This window comes from Nocardia yamanashiensis (genome assembly GCF_021183565.1).
Lineage (GTDB): Bacteria > Actinomycetota > Actinomycetes > Mycobacteriales > Mycobacteriaceae > Nocardia > Nocardia yamanashiensis.
This window is the reverse complement of the sequence record NZ_CP089226.1, coordinates 8036437-8056424: the sequence shown is the minus strand read 5'-3', so window position 1 is coordinate 8056424 and position 19988 is coordinate 8036437. Positions and strand designations below refer to the sequence as shown.

Genomic DNA, 19988 nt, shown 5'->3' with positions numbered 1-19988 from the left:
ACCGCGTCAGTTGATGGTGAACACCCAGGAGCCGGAGCAGCCCCAGCGCGCGTTGTTGAGGTCCGGCTCGTAGCGCCAGGAACCGGACGGGCCGTTCAGGTTCCAGTCGCCGTCGGAGGTCGCGATGGCCCGGTCGCCATCGGTCAGAATGGTGTTGTCCCACGGCTTCACATCCCAGCGCGAGCCCTGGAACGAGCGATTGTGCAGGGTGATGGTGGCGACCCGCGGCGTATTGTTCTCGACCACCAGGCAGGCGTTCGGATGCGGTTCGGCCTGCGCGGGCGCGGCCAGCAGCACCGGCGTGACGACGGCAGCGCAGACGAGACCGATCCGGGCGGCGACTGACGACTTCATGATGTGTTCCCCCTCTGCATCACATGCTGCGTGATGCGGATACCTTTGGGCGGCTGTGCGTTCCAGGCCTTACGCCCATATGTTTACGGGCCTGGACTTTCAAGATTCTGACAGAAAGCTTGTGCCGCTTAAAGTCCGAGTCCGCGCGCCAGCACCGGCCAGGACTCGGCGAGCTCGTCCTCCCAGTAACCCCACGAATGCGTGCCGTACGAACGCAGCACCACGGTCGCGGGAATTCCCAAGTCCGCCAGGCGATCCGCCATGCTGCGCGTGCACTGTTCGGTGGCGGCCTCGATGATGCCGCCGACCAGCACCTGATTGGCGAGCGCGACCGCACCGCCGCCGGCCAGCCGATGATCGCCGGTGCGATCATAGGGGCCGGGAATGCCATTGCCGCTGGAGAGGAACAGTTCCACCCCGCGCAGTCCGGCCGCGTTCAGGTAGGGATCATTGGCGGCCCACAGGGGATCGCCAGGCGGGCCGTACATATTGCCCGCGTCGCCGGCGCTGTAGGCCACGGTGAGCCGCACGTACGCCTGCCCGATCGGATCGGCGATCCGCGCGCATCCGCTGTAGGCCGCCACCGCCCGGTACAGCCCGGGTTTCGCGATCGCCAATTGCAGCACCGAGGTGCCCGACATCGACACTCCCGCAATGGCGTTCACGCCGCTGGTGTGCAGCGCCGCGTCGATGAGCGGCGGCAGTTCCTCGGTCAGATAGGTCTTCCACCGCACGATGCCCAGCCGCGGGTCCGGCGATCGCCAATCGGTGTAGTACGAGGCCGCCCCGCCGATCGGCTGCACCACGTGCACGTTCTTCCCGGCCAGGAACTCCCCGGCACGGGTCTGCTGATCCCACGACCCCGGGCCCTTGCCGCCGCTGCCGCCGCTGAGCAGGTACAGCACCGGCCGCGGCACGGAGGTGTCGGCCGCGCGCTGCACGTGCACGGTGAATTCGCTTTTCATCGCGGCGGAGAACACGGTCAGCGTCAGGTACCGGCCGTCACCGTGTATATCCACGATGCGCGAACCGTCCGCCGAAACCGCCGCGGCCCCCGGCCCGGTCGCGTTCGTCCCCGGTTCGCCCGCGGCCACCGGCAGCGCCGCGAGGGCGGCGGCGAGCATGCCCGCGACGGTCAGTACTGCCGCGCCGCGTCCGGCCGAGCGAACCCGCACGTTCGAAACCCACTTCTCTCGCATCGCCCAGCGGCGCCGACCTGCGACCGAATCCGGCCGCGGCGAGCGTGCCACCCGGTGGCGAACAGGAGGTTTCGAGTTCCTGTCGCGCAGCGGGCGCTCGTGCGGCGGGATTTCGCCACCGCCTCCCGATCCCCGGCGGCTCAGTCGTCACCGCTGTCGAGATCGACCGGATCGCGGTCGGCCCAGTCCAGCAGGGGGTCGATATCGAAGACCGCCGCGTCGATGCCGGCATGCAGATCACCGACTTCGGCATAGCGGGCGGGCACGGTGGTCATGGTGAAGTCGCGCGGATCCACCTCGGGGATCTCGTCCCAGCGCACCGGCGTGGACACGGTCGCCGCGGGCACCCCGCGCACCGAATACGCCGCGGCGATGGTGTGATCGCGCGCGTTCTGGTTGTAGTCCACGAACACCAGCCGCGGATCGCGGTCCTTGCGCCACCATGTGGTGGTGACGTCCGCGGGCGCGCGCCGCTCCACCTCGCGCGCGAACGCCAGCGCGGCCCGGCGCACATCCTGGAATCCGAAGTTCGGCGCGATGCGCACGTAGATGTGCAAACCCTTGCCGCCGGAGGTTTTCGGCCAGCCCACCGCGCCCAGTTCGTCGAGCACCTCGTGCACCACCCCGGCCACCCGCTGCACCCGCGACCACGGGCAGTCCGGCATCGGGTCCAGATCGATGCGCCATTCGTCGGGCAGTTCGGTGTCGGAGCGCCGGGAGTTCCAGGGATGGAACTCGACCGTCGACATCTGCACCGCCCAGATCACATCGGCGAGTTTCTCCACGCACAGTTCGTCGGCGGTGCGGCCGTAGCGCGGGAAGTAGAGCTGCACGGTCGGAATCCAGTCCGGGGCGCCGCCGGGTAGCCGCTTCTGGTGAACCTTGCCGCCGGGCAAGCCTTTCGGGAAGCGATGCAGCATGCAGGGCCGGTCGCGCAGGGCGTTGACGATGCCGTCGCCGACGCTCAGGTAGTACCGCGCCAGGTCGAGTTTGGTCGCTCCGGTGTCGGGGAAGTACACCCGATCCGGATTCGACACCCGTACCGTGTGCGCGCCGACCGTCAATTCCACGGCGGGCGGCACCGACTTACTGGCCACCCGTCCGACCATAACGGGCATTCGGTCCGTACGCGCGGTGCAACACCCGGGCCGGATCGAGATCAGCGCACGCGATCGCGCCAGCCCGGCAGCGCGTCCGGATTCGCCCGCAGATACCTGAGGCCCTGTTTCATGTACACGCGCGGATTGGTGTCCAGATGCCCGGCCCACACCGGTTTCGAATCCCCGCGCATGAAGCTCCAGCAGGCCAGCGCATAGCCGAACATGGGCTGCGGCAGATATCCCAGCCGCTGCGACTGCCACCCGCGCTGATTCTGGGAGAACTGAAATGCCGCATTGGCATTGAAGACCCCCAGCCCCAGGAATACCGTCAGCAGATCGGTGAGCTGTTCCCCGTCGTGCCGATCGGGCTCGATGCGTCCCTCCCCCAGCAGCCGCTCGTGCGCCAGCTCGTGCGCGACGGTCGCCACCAGCGTCACCGGCGCCCGCAACTGCGACATCTCCAGCGAGACCACCGCCCGCCCGTGCTCGAGCCGGTAATGCCCGGCCTCCCCCCGCGTCGACCCCTCCGGATAACCGAGCGCCTCCGGCAGCGAAACACCATCCGGATGCACCTCGACCACAATGCGATCGCGTTCCACCCCCATGTATCCCGCCACCCGCTCGACCAGCGATCGCACTTGCGATTCGGTCCCCGAATAGTCCCCCGGAAAGAAGTCACCGGTCGGCAGGATGACCGGGGTGCGCAGCGTCCGGTCACCGAATTGCGCCGCGCACCAGCTCATCATCTCCTCGATCCAGAGCCGCTCCAATTCCCCGACCGGGCAGCGCGGACTGAAAACTCCCATGCCGCATTATGTCCGGGGTTTCGCGCGCGGTCGCGCCGGAATTTCCCGTGGGTCAGAGGTCGGCGACGAGGACCGAGATGGGGCTGTGGATCGGCTTGCCGTGGCCGGGGACGAGTATCTCGGCGTCGTAGTCGGCCAGGGCGCGCGCCGAGGCCAGGGCGGCGGGTTCGTCGTGCTGGAAGACCGAGGGGATGAGCTGGGGGCCTTCGGTGCGGGCGATGCGGTGGCCGGTGACCAGGGCGTCGCCGGTGAACAGGACTTTCTCGGATGGCATCAGGTAGGCGGTGTGGCCGGTGGTGTGGCCGGGTGTCGCGATGGCCACCAGGCCGCCGGGGAGTTCGCGCAGGATTTCGGGCTCGGCGGCGACGGCGGATGGAATCTTGGTGCCCAGGCCGCCTTTCAGCGGATCGATGGCGCGGGCGGTCTGCAATACCCAGCGCAGGCCGCCGGGTACGAAGAGTTGCGCGGCGACTTCGAGCGGAGTGATCTGCTGCAGGTATTCGCGTTTCAGGTGCGGGACCTCGTCCGCGCCGGTGTACACCGGCACGCCGAGTTTCGCGACCAGCGGCGGAATTCCGCCGATGTGATCGAGATGCGCGTGGGTGACCAGCACCGCGGCGAGATCGGCGATGTCGTGGCCGATTTCGCGAATCGAGGCCCGCACGTCCGCGGCATCGGCGGGATATCCGGCATCGACGAGGGTGACCCCGGAATCGTCACTGATCAGCGCCCAGTTGACGTTCGTTCCGGTGACCACGTGCACCGAGTCGGATACCTGTTCGATCTGCATTGACACTCTCCGTTTCGAAATCGCCCGGCGATCGGCAACATTCATGATCCGGGTGCCGCGACGGCTCCGCAGCGCGAGGGCGGGCAATCGGATAACTCGTTCGAAAGGTGGTTCAGGTGCTGGTTGCAGTGGGAAGATAGCCACCATGGAGCAAGCCGTTACGGGCTCTGTCGAGGTGTCCTCGTCCTCGACGGTTTCGCCACGTCAGGCTTTCGAGCAGTGGGAAGCCCTGATGGCGGACGCGATAATCCCGACCGCGATCGAACCACTGTCCCACGGGCATTGGCAGGGCCGGGTGGTCAGCACCCAGTTCGACGGTTTCGCGGTATCGCAGATGCACTCCGACGGACAGCGGGCGCTGCGCAACAAGCGCATGATCGCCCAGTCCACCGGTGAGTTCCTGCTGGTGAACATCGTGGTGGAGGGCACCAACTGGTCCGAACAGGGCGGGCGCACCGCGGTGTCCAAGCCCGGCACCATCGCCTTCTTCGACTCCGGCCAGCCGTTCGAGAGCCGCTGCACCGATCACGCGGTGTCCACGCTGGTCCGCGCGCCGCTGCAACTGGTGCTCGACCACGCCGGGCTGACCCGGGACCAGCTCCCGGTGGCCACCGCCATGCCGGCCGACGGCGCACTGGGCCTGGTCGCCGGATTCTTCCGGGGCCTGGGCGAATTGCCGCCGGCCGAGGTGAACCGCGCGGTCACCGCCTTCCGCGGCGACGCCGCCATGATGCTGTCCTCGGCGGTGCTGCTGGCCACCGGGAACAGCTCGCCCGCACCGCCGGATTCGCTCTACACCCGCCGGCAGGTACTGAGCTACATCCGCAGCCATTTCACCGAACCGAATCTGACGGTCGACGAGATCGCGCGCGCCTGCCTCATCTCGCGCCGCACGCTGTACCGGGTGTGCGAGGGCTTCGGGGAACCGGGAACGATCATGCGGCGCATGCGGATCGAGCACGCCCGCCGCCTGATCCGGGCCGATTCCACGCGCTCCATGACCTCCATCGCCTCGGCCTCCGGGTTCGCCACCGACCGGCACTTCTTCCGGGCCTTCCGGGACGAGACCGGTCTGACTCCCGGGCAGTTCCGGGACAAGGTGCGCAACGGCGGGCAGTGACCGCCGTTCAGGACTCGAGCAGAAAGTCCCTGTCGTAGTCCAGATCTCGGTGCTGCGCGGCCGACGCGGCGAACCGGACCGTATCGGTCCGGTCCCAGAGTTCCATCCCGGCAATTGCCGATCGGCCGTCGCGCAGGCAGCGCCGGACACCATTGCGCAAATTCGCCGGCAGCCCGAGCGCGTCCATCTCCGCGACGATGCCGTCGGTCGCGGCCTGATGCTCGGCGATCCGCTCGTCGATCATCCGGCGCACCTCGGCCACCGCCTGCGGCAGATCCAGCCCCGCGGTGCGCCGCAGCACGATCACCAGATTCATCGGGTCGCCGGCCTCGACCTCGGCCGCGAGCGAGTGCAGATCGTTGATCCAGCACATGATGTCGGTGGTGGCGGCGACGATCAGCTGATAGCTCGGCCCGTAGTAGAGCGGGTCGGGAATCTCGGTGTGCTCCACCAGTTCCATCAGATCCAGGATGGGCTGCATGGTGCTGGCGTCACGGCGCACCCGCACGAACTCCGCCGCGGTCGGGGTGGCGCCGGCGTGCCGGAAGGCGTTCTCGCGGGCGTGGCCGGTGAGCCAGATGTGCAGGTTCAGCTCGAAACGCCGGGCCCAATCCTGGGAATTGCGGTCGAAAGTGCGCTTGCAGAGGTTCGACAGCGCCGCCAGCACCGGTTCGGCGGGTTCGGCCAGGCCGCGCTGATGCACCACGCCGAGCGCCGCGTGCCGCAGGTCGTCGTATTCGGCCAGCCGCCCGGCGGTGACGGCCTTGCCTTGCAGATCGTCGAAAACGAAGAACAGCGCGATCCATTCGGTCAGCAGCACCAGATCGGTGAAATTGGCCGTCGGGGAGCAGTAGGCGGCGAAGCGGCCGTAACCGAGGTCGTCGAACTTGCGGGCGGCGGAGGCGTCGCGGAGCAGTTCGAAACGGCTCGCCCAGGTGCGGGCGGCCTGCTGGGCCTGGTGTGCCTGCGGATGCTGTTCGAACTGGAAGGGAAGCGGGATCTCCAGTTGCCGTAGATCGTTCTCGTTCATGAGTATCCGTTCAGCTGTGTGCGAACCAGAATAAGCGACATTTCGGGCGGCAGACCGCTGGATAACCACCAACTCGCAACGGCCACAGCGGTATTGACACCCGGCAAGGAACCCGCGCCGTTGCACCCGGCGCGCCCGGCGTTGCAAACGAGAACACGTTATAGTTTTGCCTGATTCGGCAAAGCGGGCCGATCGCATTCGGGAAGGTGTGTCGCAATGGTGCGGACCTGGGACTCCAGCGCCGACGTGGTGGTCGTCGGCTACGGCGGCGCGGGCGTCGCGGCGGCGCTGGCCGCCCGTGAAACCGGGGCCGACGTGCTGGCCCTCGATCGATTCCTGGGCGGCGGCGCGACCGCGCTCTCCGGCGGCATCGTGTACGCGGGCGGCGGCACCTGGGTGCAGCGGGCCGCGGGCGTCGAGGACGATGTCGAGAACATGCTGGCGTATCTGCGCGCCGAGGTCGGCGACGCGGTCAGCGAGCAGACGCTGCGGCGGTTCTGCGAAGGGTCGGCCGAGCTGATCGAGTGGCTGAGCCGGCACGGGGTGCCGTTCCAGCCGTCGCTGTGCCCGTACAAGACCTCCTACCCGACCGATGACCACTACCTGTACTACTCGGGCAGCGAAAACTCCGGCGGCTTCCGGGAATTGGCGAAACCGGCGCAGCGCGGGCATCGCGCGCACGGGCGCGGGGTGTCGGGCAAGAAGGTGTTCGGGCCGCTGGCCGAATCGGCGGCGCACCGCGGGGTGCGGCTGCAAACCGGCACGCGCGCAACGCGACTGGTGCTCGAGGACGGCCGGGTCGTCGGGGTGGAGGCGACGACGCTGAGCGGCGCGCCCGCCGGGGTGCGGCGGCGGTTCGCGGCGCTGGCCAAGATCTCGGCCAAACCCGGTGTGTACCACCAGGGTCTGCGGCAGGCCGTGCAGGTGCTGATGGACCGCATCGAGCGCAAGCACGGGCGGCCGGTGCGGATCCGGGCCAAATCCGGGGTGGTGCTGACCACCGGCGGGTTCATCGCCAATGGCGCCATGGTGGCGCGGCACGCGCCGGATTACCCCTGGGCCGAAGGACTTCCGCTGGGCACGGCCGGTGACGACGGCAGCGGCATCCGGATGGCCGAGGCGCTGGGCGCGGCCACCGGCAAGATGGACGCCATCTCCACCTGGCGGTTCATCGCGCCGCCGAGTGCGCTGTTCGCGTCGCTGGCGGTGGACGCCGACGGCCGCCGCATGGTCGACGAATCCCGTTATGGCGCGGCGCTGGGCGCGGCCATCGCCGCCAGTCCGGGCAATCGGGCCTGGCTGCTGATCGACGCGCCGCTGGCCGCCGAGGCGCAACGGCAGCTCGGGCCGCAGTCGGTGTGGTTCCAGCGCATGCAGGGCGAGCGGCTGCTGCGGCTCGGCATCACCGGCGCGACCGTCGAGGACGTGGCGGCGCGCGCCGGGATCGAACCGGCGGCGCTGCGCAAGACCGTGGACGCGCACAATGCCGCCATCGACGCGGGCCGCCCCGACCCGATGGGCAAACCGGACGATATCCGCAAGCCCATCCGCACCGGACCCTTCGCGCTGCTGGACATTTCGTTCAAGGAGCGCCTCACCTACCCGACGCCCATGCTCACCCTGGGCGGCCTGCTGGTGGACGAGGACACCGGCGCGGTGCGCACCACCGACGGCGGCACCATCCCCGGCCTGTTCGCCGCGGGCCGGGCGGCGGTCGGCGTCTGCTCGAACTCGTACGTGAGCGGACTTTCCCTGGCGGACTGCGTATTCAGCGGCCGGCGGGCCGGAGCGCACAGCGTGCAGCTGAGCAGCGCGGTCTGACCGGTGAGATCCCGGCTGACCGCATGCCGGGATGACGAGCGGGTGACTCGCCGCGATGACGGGTCGCGGGGCGGCGGGCTCAATCCCCCGGGCGCGCTGCGCCTCCCGCGCGGAACAGGGACGGGGTGACGCCTCTCTCCTCGCGGAAGGCACGGTAGAACTGGCGTTCGCCGAGGAACCCGGAGGCGTAGGCGACCATCGAGATGGGCTGGTTCGGGTAGCGGGCGAGCAGATCGCAGGCGTGGTCCACGCGCATGCGGCGCAGCACCGTGGCGGGGCCGTCCTCGAATTCGTCGAAGACGCGGTAGAGGGACCGGCGCGACATGCGGCAGCCGTCGGCGATGCGGTCGACGGTCAGGCCCGGATCGGCGCAGTGGCGGCGCATGTAGTCGAGCACCCGCTGCCGTTCCAGCGCGTCGCGGGCCGGTTCGGCGGGGCGGCCGCCGGTGGTCTGCCGCAGCACCGCGGCGAGCAGGTCGACGGCCGGGGTCGCCAGCAGCGCCGCGCCCTCGGGGTTCTCCGCCTGCACCTCGGCCAGATCGCGGAAGAAGCGCGACACCACGCCGGTCGGGCCGAGCTGCGGCAGCGGGACGGCGGTGCGGATGTCGTCGTCGCTGAAGTCCGGCCGCGCCCGCAGCACGCTCAGCGGGATCTGCACCACCAGCATCTCCCAGTCCGCCGTGCCCTCCCAGCGGTATTCGCGGGTGCTGTCGTAGCAGACCATCGAGCCCGGCACCACGTCCGCGACCCGCCCGTCCTGATGCAACCGGGCCTGGCCGCGGGTCTGAATCGTGGTGAGCAGGTATTCGTCGGTGGCGGCGGACAGCAGCCCGGAGGTGCGGGTCACGATCTGGGCGGTCGAGCCGATGGTGGACAGGCTCAGCTCGCCGTAGCGTCCCGAGACCACCCGCCCGTGGAAGGCCGGGGCGGGCAGTGGATCGAAGGCCAGCGGCACATAGGTCTCACTGAGCAGCGCCTCCCATTGTTCGAGGCATTCCCGCTCGGAGCGTTCGTCACCACCGCCCCGCAGCTCGATCCGATCGACCAGTGCTGTGCCGTTCACCCCTGCAAACTCCTGCTCCGTACCGATCGAGAGGGCTCAGCTTACGGAATACCACAAACTTCGTTGGCAGAATGGTCGCTGACAGTTCGCTATTCCCGGCCGCGCAGCTCGGCCCGGACCGGGCAGGCGGCGATACCTGGAGGTGGCAGCATATGCCGGTCGGCCGGTCACAACTCGCGGCGCGCTCGGACGACGGTCGTTCGTTCCTGGTTCCGGACGCCGCCGACAGCGCGTTCGTCGCCGGTTCCCTGGTGGTGATCAGCACCGACGGGCATCGGCAGCTCGGCCTGATCGAGGAGCGCTCGGAGTCCGCGCCGGTGCGCCTGCGCGGCCGATTGATCGGCGTGCTCAATGGCGAGGGCATCGACACCCGCGCCAGCCATGCCTTCGGGCGCGGGTTGCTGGAACCTGTCGACGAGGAGACCGTGCAGACCCTGCACGAGACCACGGGCGCACTGCTGGAGGTCGGCGCGACGCTCACCCCGCCGGGCGGCCCGGCGCGGTTGCTGCCCAAGCGATTCAACCGGCACACCTTCTGGTGCGGGCAGAGCGGTTCGGGCAAGACCTACGCGCTGGGCGTGGTGCTGGAGCAGCTGATCGCGCACACCGCGCTGCCGGTGGTCATCCTGGACCCGAATTCCGATTTCATCCGGCTCGGCGAGGTGCGCCCCGAGGCCACCGGCGCGACCGCGAAGGCCTTGCGGGAGCGCGATATCCGGGTACTGCGCCCGGGCGGCGAGGGCGGCACGCCGCTGCGCGCCCGGTTCACCGATCTGCCGCTCGCCTCGAAAGCCGCTGTGCTGCGGCTGGATCCGATCGCCGATCGGGAGGAGTTCAACGAACTGCTGCGCCTGGCGCCGCTGCTGGCGAACGGCGAACTGGCCGACATCCTGCCGGTACTGACCGGCGCGGGGGTGGCCGCGCAGCAGCGGCTGGCGCTGCGGATCGAGAATCTGGGCCTGCTGAACTGGGAGGTCTGGGCCCGCGACGGCGCGGCGGTCACCGATATCGTCGCCGAACGCCCCGATGCCACCGTGCTGGACCTCGGCGGATTCGCCACGCCCGGACAGCAATTGGTGGTGGCGCTGGCGCTGCTGGACGAGCTGTGGGCGCGCCGCGAGGAACGCCGCCCGGTGCTGCTGGTCATCGACGAGGCGCACAATCTGGCCTCCCCGCAATTGGATTCGCCGATCGCGGTGGCGGTCCGGGAGCGGCTCATCCAGATTGCCGCCGAGGGCCGCAAATTCGGCCTGTGGCTGCTGCTTTCGACGCAGCGGCCCTCGAAGGTGCACCCCGGCATCATCTCCCAGTGCGACAACCTCGCCCTGATGAAGATGACCTCCCCGCTGGATCTGGACGAGCTCGGCACCTACTTCGGCTACGCCCCCGCGGCCCTGCTGGCGCAATCGCCGTGGTTCCGCCAAGGCGAAGCGCTCTTCGCGGGCGGCTTCGTGCCCGCGCCCGCGCTGGTGAAGGTCCGCACCCGGCTGACCGCCGAGGGCGGCAGCGATGTGGGCGTGCCGTTGCGCTGAAATCGGGCGGTCGCCGGGCCGGAAAACGCGGTGTCCGAGAGTGAACGACGGCGGGTCGGGCCGGTTATGCCCCGATTCCATACCGGACAGGTTCACAATTAGGAGCCAGGTAAGGCACAGAGAGGTCGGATCTCCATGAGTGACAACCGTTTTCTCCGCTCGGCAACCCATTCCCTGGCATTCGCCGCCATCACCGTGGCCGGACTGGCGCTCGCGACACCCGCGCACGCCGATCCACTCTGGCCCGGCGGCCCCGATATTCCGGGCGTCGCGCCCTTGATTCCCAGCCCGCCCGCCGCACCGGTGGTGGCCCCGTGCACCGCGGCCAACGCGCGCGGCTGTATGCGCCTGTCCACCAATGAAGCCTGGCTGATGGACAACGGCAAGGTGACCTACGGCCCGACCGTCATCTCGCACGGCCGGCCGGGGTACGAGACCAATGTCGGCGTGTTCGACGTCGACTTCAAACGCGAGGACCACTGGAGCACGCTGCACAACGTGCCGATGAAATGGGCGGTGTTCTTCGACGGCGATATCGCGACCCATATCGGCCCGACCGAGGAACAGTCGCACGGCTGCATCCGTATGACGCCCGAGGGCGCGGAGACCTTCTACAACTACCTGTGGCCCGGCGACATCATCGAAGTGGTGCGCTGAGGACGCCGAAAAGGATGACCCATGGCCGATTCCGATACACCGCTCGAGCAGTTGATCGACACCTACTGCCGGGCGTGGAGTGATCCCGATCCGGCGCGCCGGCGCACCTTCCTCGGCCAGGTGTGGGCGCCGGACGCCACCTACACCGATCCGCGGATCCAGACCGTCGGCCCGGAAGAGCTGCTCGCGCACATCGAGACCATGATCGCGCGGCGGCCGGGCGCCCGGGTGGTGCGCACCAGCCGGGTCGATCAGCACCACGAGGTGGCGCGTTTCGCCTGGCGGGTGGTGCAGGCCGACGGGTCGGCGCTGCCGGAGGGCCTGGATCTGGCCGAGCTCACCGACGACGGGCGGATCGGCAGGATTGTCGGGTTCTTCGGGCCGACAGTGCCATTGGACTGAGCGCGCCACGCCGGGTCGCTGGCACCGGCGGCGTGCGCACGACAGACTGGAGGGCGTGCGAGAGCTGTCGAGTCGGGTGGGTGCGCGGTGACGGGGCTGGCGCGCGGTGAGAATCGGCCCGCGCCCGGGGACCGGATGACGGTGACCGTGCGCTCCAGCGCCGGGGTCGACGTGTCCGCGCTGCTGCTGGCGGCGAACGGACGGGTGCGCTCGGACGCCGACTTCGTGTTCTTCAACCAGCCGGTCGGTCCCGGCGTGGTGTACCGGCACGGCCGCGGCGCCGGCGACATGGTCGACGTGCAGACCTCCGCGCTGCCCGCCGATGTGGACAAGGTCGCCATCACCGCCAGCCTGGACGGCAGCGGCCCGCCCACCTTCGCCGCCGCCGGCCCGCTGCTGGCCACCATCGGATCCGACTCGGGCACATTGACTTTCCAGATGACCGGGCTGACCACCGAGTCCGGCGTGGTGTGCGTGGAGATCTACCGGCGCGGCGACGGCTGGAAGGTGCGCGCCGTCGGCCAGGGCTACGACGACGGTCTGGCGGGCATCGCGGCCGCGTTCGGCGTGAATATCGACGACGAGCCGGAGCCGCCGAAGTCCGTGCCGCCGCAACAATCCCCGCCCCGGCAATCCCCGCCGCAACAATCCGCACCGCAGCAATCCGCGCCGCCGCGTCCGGCCGCACCGCCGCCGCCCCCGCCGGGTCACGCACCGCCGCAGCAGTATCCGTCGCCGCAGCCGTACCCGCCCGCGCCCCAGTACGCACCGGTTCCCTCGACCCCGTCCCAGCAAGGAATGCCGCCGATGCAGAGCGATCTGTTCAATCCCAGCCACGCCGAGGTCAACGGTCCCGGCATTCAGAAGCAGGGCGGCAAGATGATTCGCGTCGCCGTCAACGGCGAGACCCTGGCCCGCGCCGGTTCCATGGTCGCCTACCAGGGCAATCTGGAATTCAAGGCGCTCGGGTCCGGCGGTATCGGCCGCGCCATCCAGCAGCGGCTGACCGGCGAGGGCGTACCCCTCATGCGCGTGTCCGGTCACGGCGATCTGTTCCTCGCCAATGCCGCGGCCGACGTCCACACTGTGGATCTGGACGGTTCCGACGGCCTGACCATCAACGGCGCGAACGTCCTCGCCTTCGACACCAGCCTGAGCTACAACATCCAAAGGGTGCAGGGCGCAGCCGGTTACGCCAGCAATGCGGGCCTGTTCAACTGCGTCTTCACCGGGCGCGGCCGGATCGCAATCACCACGCACGGCTCCCCCGTCGTGCTGAATGTCGATCAGCCCACCTACGCCGACCCACAGGCCGCGGTGGCCTGGTCCTCCAGCCTGCAGACCGGTATCAAGCGCAATGACTCGTTCGGTTTCAGCCGCCTCATGGGCCGCTCCACCGGCGAGGGCGTGACGCTGTCGTTCTCCGGTCGCGGCTTCGTCATCGTGCAGCCCTCCGAACTGCCGCCGGGCGGTTTCCTCGGCGGCACCGGCGGCGGTCAGGAGGCCGGGCAGAGCGGCGGCATGCTGGGCGGGCTGCTCGGCTAGTTCAGCGCCGCGGCGGACGGGACCACGATGCCGTAGAGGTCGCCGATGGTGGCCAGCGCGGCCTGGTGCAGCTGTTCGGCCGGGACCTCGGCGACCGCCGTGCGCAGCGGGCGGGTGGCGGAGGCGTCGGCGACGACGGTGGGCAGATTGCCGCGCAGGAACGCGCCCTCGGTCGTGAAGGTCACGCACATGTGGGTCATGAAACCGGCGATGACCACGGATTTGTTGCCCGCGGCATCGACCTGCGCGCCCAGCTCGGTGTCGACGAAACCGTTGGGCACGGTCTTCACCACGACGGGTTCGCCCGCGATCGGCGCGACGGCCGGATGGATCTGCCCGATCTCGGCGGTGATGTCGTACGGAGTGCCCGCGCCGCCGTCGTTGACCACGTGAATGACCTTCGCCCCGGCCCGGCGGGCCCGGTCCAGCAGCGCCGCGGCGGCTTCGAGCGCGGGCTCCCAGCCGGTGAGTTCCATGACGCCGCGGGTGTAAGTGTTCTGGTAGTCGACCAGGATGAGCGTCGAATCGGCGAGCGCGGCCGGGGTCTGGTCGAAGCCGTTGAGGTCGCGCAGGGTGGTAGCCATGAAATGCCCTTCTCGATAGTCCGGAACCACCGTGTGGTGGCCGCCTTCGACGCTATGGGCGGTTCGCATATGTCGGCAATGTCATGCAACATGCAGATACCGACATCGCCGACCGACGGGAGATCAGTGTGGGCGCCCTGGAACGGCTCATCGTCGTGGTCCTCTTCGATCGCGTCGATCTGCTGGACGTGACCGGACCGCCGGAGGTCTTCGCGCTGCTCCAGCGGGAAATGGACGAGCCGACCGGGTATCGGGTAGTGCTGGCCGCCGCGACCCTGGACCCGGTGACCACGGCGGCCGGGGTGCGGGTGCTGCCCGATGTGACGTTCGAGGAGATCTCCGGGCGCGCCATCGACACCCTGCTGGTGCCGGGCGCGGTCGAGGTGGACGACGCCCGCCGGGTCCGCGCGCTCTGCGATCCGATGGTGGTGGAGTGGGTGAAACGCCTGGCCGCGCAGACCCGCCGCGTGGCGTCGGTGTGCGTGGGCGCGCACATTCTGGCCGGCGCCGGGCTGCTGGACGGCAAGCGCGCCACCACGCACTGGTCCACCGCACCGCAATTGGCCGCCGAGCATCCGGCCGTGCGGGTCGACGCCGATCCCATCTTCATCGTCGATCAGGGCGTCTGGACCGGCGCGGGACTCACCGCCTGCCTCGATCTTTCGCTGGCGCTGGTCGCCGATGACTTCGGCGAGCAGGCGGCTTTGCGCGTCGCCCGGCAGCTGGTCATGTACCTCAAGCGCCCGAGCGGCCAGAACCAGTTCAGCGTCAATCTCGAACCGGTCTCCACCACGCGCCGGGTGGAAGTCCTGCGCCAGTACATAACCCGCCATCTGGCCGGGCCGATCACCGTGGCCGATCTGGCCGCGCACGCGCATGTCAGCGACCGGCAGCTGACCCGGATCTTCAAGACCGAGCTGGGCATGACGCCCGCCGCCTATCTCGAATCCGCTCGCGTCGAAGTGGCGCGCAATCAGCTCGAGACCACCGACCACACCCTCGAGCGCATTGCCGCCGCCTGCGGGTTCAACACCACCGACACATTGACCCGCGCGTTCCGCCGCACCCTCGATACCACTCCGACCGAGTACCGCAACCGCTTCCGAATCAATTGACGGTCAGGCGCTTTCGAGAATCTTCAGGGTTTCGATGGCGTCGCGCGGGTCCACCGGCACCGGGCCGCCGTGGTCGATGGCGGCGGCCATGGCACGGTAGAAGGCCGGGTAGTCGCCCGGTTCGGTGGGAATCGGATGCGTGTCGTCCGGGGTTCCGAACAAGCCCCAATGTTCGGGTTCCACTACGCCCCAGGGCTTTCCGTCATCCGGTCGCCGCCCCGCGCGCAGATCGGCTTCCTGCGGATCGAGACCGTAACTGACATAGGCGTTCTCGGAGCCGAGCACCCGGAAACGCGGACCCAGTTGCGGGGCAACGGCACTCATCCACAGATGCGAGCGAACCCCGGACGCGTGGGTGAGAGCGAGGAACGCGTCATCGTCGGTGCGGATGCCGTCGCGCCGCCGATCCCGTTCGCTGTACACCTCGGTGACCGGACCGAACAGCGTCAGCGCCTGATCGACCAGATGGCTGCCGAGGTCGAACAGAATGCCCGCCCCGTCCTCGGCGCTGCCGGTCTCCCGCCAGCCGCCCTTGGTGACCGGCCGCCAGCGTTCGAAGCGGGATTCGAAGCGCCGGACGGTACCCAAACGGCCGGCCTCGATCAGCGCCCGCACGGTCCGGAAGTCATTGTCCCAGCGCCGATTCTGGAACACCGACAACGCCAGCCCCGCCCGGTCGGCGGCCGCGACCACCCGTTCGGCCTCTGCGACGGTGACCGCGAACGGTTTGTCCACCACCACCGGCAACCCGTGCTCCAGGGCCCGCACGGCGAGTTCGGCATGCGTGCGATTGGGCGTCGCGATCACGGCGAGATCGAAATCGCCCGCCGCCGCGAACAGTTCGTCGGCCGTCGCGAACACCCGCACGCCCGGATGCTCCCGCCGCGCCTGCGCTTCCCGCTCGGCCGATCCGGTCACCACGCCCGCCACCCGCATACGCGGTTCGGCGGCGATCAGCGGCGCGTGGAACACCGCCCCGGCCAGCCCGAATCCGATTACCGCGACCCGAAGTTCCCGCACCAGCAGCCCCTTTCTCGACGGTTCGCCTCCACGGTAGCCCGCCGGGTCGCCGGATCAGACCAGGTGCACTTCGACCCCGGCCTCGCGGATCGCGGCAATGGCGGCCGGATCCGCCGCCTCGTCCATCACCAGGGTGTGGATGGCCTCGATCGGGCAGATCCGGGCCAGCGCGGTGCGGTCGAGCTTGTCGGCGGTCGCCACCGCGATCACCCGCTCGGCGCGCCGCACCATTTCCGCGTTCACGCCCGCCTCGTCGAGGTGCCGGCATTGCGCCCCGGCGGTCGCGGAGATCGCGCCGACCCCGAGAATCACGGTGTCCAAGCGCAATTCGGCCAGCGCCAGTTCGGCCAGCGGCCCGTGCAGTTCATAGGATTCCCGCCGCGCCATCCCGCCCAGGCAGATGGTGCGCAGATGCGGCCGCAACACCATCTCCCCCGCGATATTGAGCGCGTTGGTGACGATGGTCAGCTCGTCCGGCCCGGTCAGGTCGGGCCGCCCGGCCAACGCTCGCGCCACCGCCGTCGTGGTGGTGCCGCCGTTGAGCCCGACCACTTCGGCCCGCCGCACCAGCCCCGCCGCGTGTTCCGCGACCCGCTGCTTGGCCTCGCCGCCGCCCCCGCGATACCGCGCGGGCAGGTCGTAGGCGACGGCGGTGGCCACGATCCCGCCGTGCGTCCGCGTCGCCAATTGCTGATCGGCCAGCGCGGTGAAGTCCCGGCGAATGGTGGCCGGGGAGACGGCGAGCCGTTCGGCGGCCTCCTCCACCGACAGCCGTCCCCCTTGGGCGAGCAGTTCCAGCAGGCGATTCCAGCGCTGGGACCGATCGGCGGGTGCGGTCATTTGACACTGCCGGCGGTGAGGCCGGCGACCAGGCGCTTCTCGATGAGCGCGAACAGAATGACAACGGGCACGATGCCGACCGTAGAGATGGCGAAGACATATTGCCAAGCCGTGTCGTACTGACCGATGAACTTGGTCAGCGCCACCGACAGCGGCTGGTTCTCCGGCGTGGTGAGGATGACCAGGCTGGCGGCGAATTCGTTCCAGCAGGACACGAAGGCGAACACGGTCGCGGTGACGATGCCGGGCCACACCAGCGGCAGGCTCACCCGGGTCAGGATCTGCCAGCGGTTGAGGCCGTCGAGCTGCGCGGCCTCCTCCACCTCCACCGGCACCCCGGCGAAGAAGCTGTGCAGGATCCACACCGCGAAGGACAGATTGAACGCGGCATTCACCAGGATCATGGCCACCCAGGTGTCATTGATGCCGAGCGCGAAGAACTCGCGGATCAGGCCGGTGACCAGCACCACGGGTTGCAGCATCTGGGTGATCAGCACCAGGCCCAGGAACACGGCTTTGCCCGGAAACCGCCGCCGCGCCGTGTAATACGCGGCGGGGACGGCCACCGCCAGCACCAGCAGGGTGGCGGCGATCGAGATCACCAGGGTGCTGATCAGGTTGAACGGCAGCGGCGTTTCCGTTGCGCTCCACACGCTTCCGTAATTGCCCGGCCGCCATTCCTCGGGCAGATAGGTCGGCGGAATGCGCAGGATCTCCGCCCGCGGTTTCAGCGAACCGAGCACCATCACCAGGTATGGCAGCAGGAACACCGCCGCCAGCAGCGCCCCGATCGCGGTCAGTCCCCAGCGCCGCCGGGTCATCGCGCCTCCTCCCCCGCCGGGCGGATCAGCTTCACGTAGATCGCGATAATCGTCATGATCAGCACGAAGTTCAGCACGCTCATCGCCGCGGCGGTATCGACCTGCTGGTTCTGCCGGATCAGCTTGAACGTCAACGTGGTCGTGGTGTCCGCCGAGAAGCCCGCGATGCTGCCGGTGAGCACCTGCAGGATGGGCAGCGAATTGAAGGCGTTGATGATGTTGATGACCGTGGCCACCGCCATGGCCGGGCGCAGCTGCGGCAGGGTCAGATGCCGGTAGCGCTGCCAGGCGCCGGCGCCGTCCACCCGCCCGGCTTCGTCGATGTCGCCCGGAATCGACTGCAGCCCAGCCAGAATCGTGTAGGTGGTGAACGGAATCGAGACGAACACCGCCACCCCGATCGCCACCACGAACGCCGGACCGGGCTGCTTGGTGAAACCGAAACCCTTGTCCAGCACGCCGATATCGACCAGGAAACGATTGGCGATGCCGACGTCCGGATCCAGCATGTAGTAGAAGATGCTGGTGGTCATCACGACCGAGGCCGCCCACGGCACCAGGATGGCCAGCCGCACCGCCGTGCGACCGGGGAAGTCCTTGTTCAGGAACTGCGCCAGCCCCGCCGACAGCACCAGTGTGATGATCACGACCGCGACCACCCAGACGACCGTGTGCGCGAGCACACCGCCCAGCTCTTCCAGATCGAAAAGCCTGCGGAAGTTACCGAATCCGGCCGATCCGCGATCCTGGCCGTAGGCGTTCAGGTCACGAGTGGAGGTCCACGCCATGTACCCGGCGGGGAACGCGACCACCCCCGCGATGAGCACCAGCACCGGGCCGATCCACGGTAACGCCCGCAGCGTCGGCGCGAATCGGCCCCGGCCACTGCTCAATTCGCCGCCTGCTGGATCTTCGCCAGCACCGCGGCCGGATCACTGCCCTGCGCGATGGTGCCCATCTGCTGCTTGATCGCGCCCTGTGCGGCGCCCCACTTGGGGTTGTTGCTCGGGTAGAACTTGGCCACCGGCAGGGTCGCCGCGAACGCCTTGGTCACCGGATCGTCGGCGAGCGCCTTGGCCGCGCTCTCGGTGATCGGGATGAAGTGTTCGCCGGACACGAATTTGGCGTACACCGCCGCGGAATAGAAGTAGCTGAGGAACTTCTTCACCGCCGCGGCTTTCGCGCCGTCCTTCTTGAAAGCCATCAGGTGATCGGCCACGCCGAGGGTCACCGGGTCGCCGGTCTTGGTGGGCGAGGGCGCGGTGGCGTACTTCAGGCCCGGGTTCTTGGCCGCGATCTGACTGATGGTCGGCGGCAGGCCCTCGATCATGCCGATTTTGCCCTGGTAGAAGGCGTTCAGCACGTCGGCGCGATTGGTCGCGCCCGGATTGGCCTGCGTCACACCGGCTTCCGCGATGGCCTTCATGGCCTGCACGCCCTCCAGATTGGCCGGGCTGTCGACGGTGATCTTGCCGCCGTCGGACCAGTTGCCGCCCGCGCCGAAGGTCCAGATGGAGGTCTCGCCCTGGGCTTCCTCACTGCCCAGCGGCAGGCCGTAGCCGGAGACCCCGCCGCCGAGCGCCTGGATCTTCTTGGCGTCGTCGGTCAGCTCGGACCAGGTCTTGGGCGGGCTCGCGATGCCGGCCTTGGCGAACAGTTCGGTGTTGTAGAACAGGGTCCGGGTGGAGGCGAAAAGCGGGAGCGCCCACTGGGTTCCGTCGATCGAGGCATTGCGCGCGAAACCCGGCTGGATATCGGCGATGACCGAGGCGTCCACGATCTCGGTGGCCGGGTAGAGCTGGCCGTCGGTGGCGAAGGTGGAGTAGGCGTCGATATTCAGGATGTCGGGGGTGGTCGACTTCGACTGCAGCTTGGTCCGGACCACGTCGTTGATGGAATCCCAGGACTCCATCTGCAATTCGACGTGGATATCGGGATTGGCTTTCTGGAAGTCGGCGATGATCGCGTCCCACGCGCCCTTGGTGCCGTCGCTGTAGACCGGCGCCAGGAAAGTGAGGTGATTCGGGTCCGAGTCGTCCGTTTTGTTCCCTCCGAACCCGCAGGACGATACCGTCAGGACCAGGCCGGTGAGCAACGCCATCGAGGAAAGCGCGCCGCGCAGTGGACGTTTCACGATCGGGACCTTTCAAGTTCACACCCGACGTGACGAACCACGGATGCGGACCGAA

General features: G+C 68.9%; 20 protein-coding genes. 7 read left to right on the top strand and 13 right to left on the bottom strand.

Translation table 11 applies throughout. The features are described 5' to 3' along the window. Positions 1–6 precede the first annotated feature (6 nt). The 5 genes from LTV02_RS37190 to LTV02_RS37170 all read right to left on the bottom strand — a co-directional run bounded on the left by LTV02_RS37190 (position 7) and on the right by LTV02_RS37170 (position 4249). On the bottom strand, positions 7–354 hold the full coding sequence (locus LTV02_RS37190) for a hypothetical protein (protein WP_233036190.1): 348 nt from the start codon (positions 352–354) through the stop codon (positions 7–9). A gap of 128 nt (positions 355–482) precedes the next feature. Continuing rightward, positions 483–1478, bottom strand: a complete 996-nt coding sequence (locus LTV02_RS37185; protein WP_408639448.1) for an alpha/beta hydrolase — start codon at positions 1476–1478, stop codon at positions 483–485. 215 nt (positions 1479–1693) lie between these two features. Continuing rightward, positions 1694–2650 (bottom strand): non-homologous end-joining DNA ligase, encoded by a 957-nt coding sequence (ligD, locus tag LTV02_RS37180; RefSeq protein ID WP_233036188.1) that lies wholly within the window; start codon positions 2648–2650, stop codon positions 1694–1696. Between the two features lie 62 nt (positions 2651–2712). Next, positions 2713–3459 (bottom strand): hypothetical protein, encoded by a 747-nt coding sequence (locus LTV02_RS37175; protein WP_233036187.1) that lies wholly within the window; start codon positions 3457–3459, stop codon positions 2713–2715. Positions 3460–3511: 52 nt separating this feature from the next. Next, positions 3512–4249: an MBL fold metallo-hydrolase gene (locus tag LTV02_RS37170; protein WP_233036186.1), complete on the bottom strand. Its 738-nt coding sequence runs from the start codon at positions 4247–4249 to the stop codon at positions 3512–3514. A 145-nt stretch (positions 4250–4394) separates the two neighbouring features. Between LTV02_RS37170 and LTV02_RS37165 the strand changes: the two genes are divergently transcribed. After that, positions 4395–5369 (top strand): AraC family transcriptional regulator, encoded by a 975-nt coding sequence (locus LTV02_RS37165; RefSeq protein ID WP_084535114.1) that lies wholly within the window; start codon positions 4395–4397, stop codon positions 5367–5369. Positions 5370–5376: 7 nt separating this feature from the next. Here LTV02_RS37165 and LTV02_RS37160 read toward each other — a convergent pair whose 3' ends face one another. Beyond that, positions 5377–6399 carry a terpene synthase family protein gene (locus LTV02_RS37160; RefSeq protein WP_233036185.1) on the bottom strand — a complete coding sequence of 341 codons (1023 nt, stop codon included), beginning with the start codon at positions 6397–6399 and terminating at the stop codon, positions 5377–5379. A gap of 216 nt (positions 6400–6615) precedes the next feature. On the opposite strand from LTV02_RS37160, the gene LTV02_RS37155 reads away from it, so the two are divergent. Beyond that, positions 6616–8220 (top strand): FAD-binding protein, encoded by a 1605-nt coding sequence (locus LTV02_RS37155; RefSeq protein WP_233036184.1) that lies wholly within the window; start codon positions 6616–6618, stop codon positions 8218–8220. Between the two features lie 79 nt (positions 8221–8299). Here the strand turns inward: LTV02_RS37155 and LTV02_RS37150 are convergent, their stop codons facing one another. Next, entirely contained in the window at positions 8300–9283 is a 984-nt protein-coding gene (locus LTV02_RS37150) for an AraC-like ligand-binding domain-containing protein (RefSeq protein ID WP_233036183.1), read from the bottom strand. 152 nt (positions 9284–9435) lie between these two features. On the opposite strand from LTV02_RS37150, the gene LTV02_RS37145 reads away from it, so the two are divergent. The 4 genes from LTV02_RS37145 (at position 9436) to LTV02_RS37130 (ending at position 13419) form a co-directional block, all read left to right on the top strand. After that, a complete protein-coding gene (locus tag LTV02_RS37145; protein WP_233036182.1) occupies positions 9436–10815 on the top strand; it encodes an ATP-binding protein in 1380 nt (459 codons plus the stop codon). A 135-nt stretch (positions 10816–10950) separates the two neighbouring features. Continuing rightward, positions 10951–11472: a L,D-transpeptidase gene (locus LTV02_RS37140; RefSeq protein ID WP_084535116.1), complete on the top strand. Its 522-nt coding sequence runs from the start codon at positions 10951–10953 to the stop codon at positions 11470–11472. Positions 11473–11493: 21 nt separating this feature from the next. Further along, complete coding sequence (locus LTV02_RS37135; protein WP_067715023.1) at positions 11494–11874, top strand: nuclear transport factor 2 family protein; 381 nt, start codon at positions 11494–11496, stop codon at positions 11872–11874. 135 nt (positions 11875–12009) lie between these two features. Then, the gene (locus LTV02_RS37130; protein ID WP_408639447.1) at positions 12010–13419 is read left to right on the top strand and encodes an AIM24 family protein; all 1410 of its coding nucleotides are present in this window, start codon (positions 12010–12012) and stop codon (positions 13417–13419) included. Here the strand turns inward: LTV02_RS37130 and LTV02_RS37125 are convergent. Continuing rightward, a complete protein-coding gene (locus tag LTV02_RS37125) occupies positions 13416–14003 on the bottom strand; it encodes an isochorismatase family protein (protein WP_233041879.1) in 588 nt (195 codons plus the stop codon). The genes LTV02_RS37130 and LTV02_RS37125 overlap by 4 nt on opposite strands. Before the next feature lie 83 nt (positions 14004–14086). On the opposite strand from LTV02_RS37125, the gene LTV02_RS37120 reads away from it, so the two are divergent. Continuing rightward, the gene (locus LTV02_RS37120; protein WP_233036180.1) at positions 14087–15118 is read left to right on the top strand and encodes a GlxA family transcriptional regulator; all 1032 of its coding nucleotides are present in this window, start codon (positions 14087–14089) and stop codon (positions 15116–15118) included. A gap of 3 nt (positions 15119–15121) precedes the next feature. On the opposite strand, the gene LTV02_RS37115 is transcribed toward LTV02_RS37120, so the two are convergent. Genes LTV02_RS37115 through LTV02_RS37095 form a run of 5 tightly spaced genes read right to left on the bottom strand, consistent with a single transcriptional unit; the run spans position 15122 to position 19933 of the window. Next, on the bottom strand, positions 15122–16138 hold the full coding sequence (locus LTV02_RS37115) for a Gfo/Idh/MocA family protein (RefSeq protein WP_233036179.1): 1017 nt from the start codon (positions 16136–16138) through the stop codon (positions 15122–15124). A 54-nt stretch (positions 16139–16192) separates the two neighbouring features. Beyond that, positions 16193–16978, bottom strand: coding sequence for a DeoR/GlpR family DNA-binding transcription regulator (locus LTV02_RS37110; protein WP_067715032.1), 786 nt, complete (start codon positions 16976–16978; stop codon positions 16193–16195). Continuing rightward, positions 16975–17799, bottom strand: a complete 825-nt coding sequence (locus tag LTV02_RS37105) for a carbohydrate ABC transporter permease (RefSeq protein ID WP_067715035.1) — start codon at positions 17797–17799, stop codon at positions 16975–16977. The genes LTV02_RS37110 and LTV02_RS37105 overlap by 4 nt, the downstream gene beginning before the upstream one ends. After that, positions 17796–18692 carry a carbohydrate ABC transporter permease gene (locus LTV02_RS37100; protein WP_233036178.1) on the bottom strand — a complete coding sequence of 299 codons (897 nt, stop codon included), beginning with the start codon at positions 18690–18692 and terminating at the stop codon, positions 17796–17798. The genes LTV02_RS37105 and LTV02_RS37100 overlap by 4 nt, the downstream gene beginning before the upstream one ends. Then, entirely contained in the window at positions 18689–19933 is a 1245-nt protein-coding gene (locus LTV02_RS37095; protein ID WP_233036177.1) for an extracellular solute-binding protein, read from the bottom strand. The genes LTV02_RS37100 and LTV02_RS37095 overlap by 4 nt, the downstream gene beginning before the upstream one ends. Between the last annotated feature and the right edge of the window lie 55 nt (positions 19934–19988).

Bases quoted from the DNA above. Each gene is read 5' to 3' on its own strand.
- LTV02_RS37105 (WP_067715035.1), bottom strand. From the start codon at position 17,799: ATGACCCGGCGGCGCTGGGGACTGACCGCGATCGGGGCGCTGCTGGCG.
- LTV02_RS37160 (WP_233036185.1), bottom strand. From the start codon at position 6,399: ATGAACGAGAACGATCTACGGCAACTGGAGATCCCGCTTCCCTTCCAG.
- LTV02_RS37170 (WP_233036186.1), bottom strand. From the start codon at position 4,249: ATGCAGATCGAACAGGTATCCGACTCGGTGCACGTGGTCACCGGAACG.
- LTV02_RS37155 (WP_233036184.1), top strand. From the start codon at position 6,616: ATGGTGCGGACCTGGGACTCCAGCGCCGACGTGGTGGTCGTCGGCTAC.
- LTV02_RS37145 (WP_233036182.1), top strand. From the start codon at position 9,436: ATGCCGGTCGGCCGGTCACAACTCGCGGCGCGCTCGGACGACGGTCGT.
- LTV02_RS37125 (WP_233041879.1), bottom strand. From the start codon at position 14,003: ATGGCTACCACCCTGCGCGACCTCAACGGCTTCGACCAGACCCCGGCC.
- LTV02_RS37135 (WP_067715023.1), top strand. From the start codon at position 11,494: ATGGCCGATTCCGATACACCGCTCGAGCAGTTGATCGACACCTACTGC.
- LTV02_RS37140 (WP_084535116.1), top strand. From the start codon at position 10,951: ATGAGTGACAACCGTTTTCTCCGCTCGGCAACCCATTCCCTGGCATTC.
- LTV02_RS37130 (WP_408639447.1), top strand. From the start codon at position 12,010: ATGACGGTGACCGTGCGCTCCAGCGCCGGGGTCGACGTGTCCGCGCTG.
- LTV02_RS37110 (WP_067715032.1), bottom strand. From the start codon at position 16,978: ATGACCGCACCCGCCGATCGGTCCCAGCGCTGGAATCGCCTGCTGGAA.
- LTV02_RS37165 (WP_084535114.1), top strand. From the start codon at position 4,395: ATGGAGCAAGCCGTTACGGGCTCTGTCGAGGTGTCCTCGTCCTCGACG.
- LTV02_RS37185 (WP_408639448.1), bottom strand. From the start codon at position 1,478: ATGCTCGCCGCCGCCCTCGCGGCGCTGCCGGTGGCCGCGGGCGAACCG.
- LTV02_RS37190 (WP_233036190.1), bottom strand. From the start codon at position 354: ATGAAGTCGTCAGTCGCCGCCCGGATCGGTCTCGTCTGCGCTGCCGTC.
- LTV02_RS37120 (WP_233036180.1), top strand. From the start codon at position 14,087: ATGCAACATGCAGATACCGACATCGCCGACCGACGGGAGATCAGTGTG.
- LTV02_RS37175 (WP_233036187.1), bottom strand. From the start codon at position 3,459: ATGGGAGTTTTCAGTCCGCGCTGCCCGGTCGGGGAATTGGAGCGGCTC.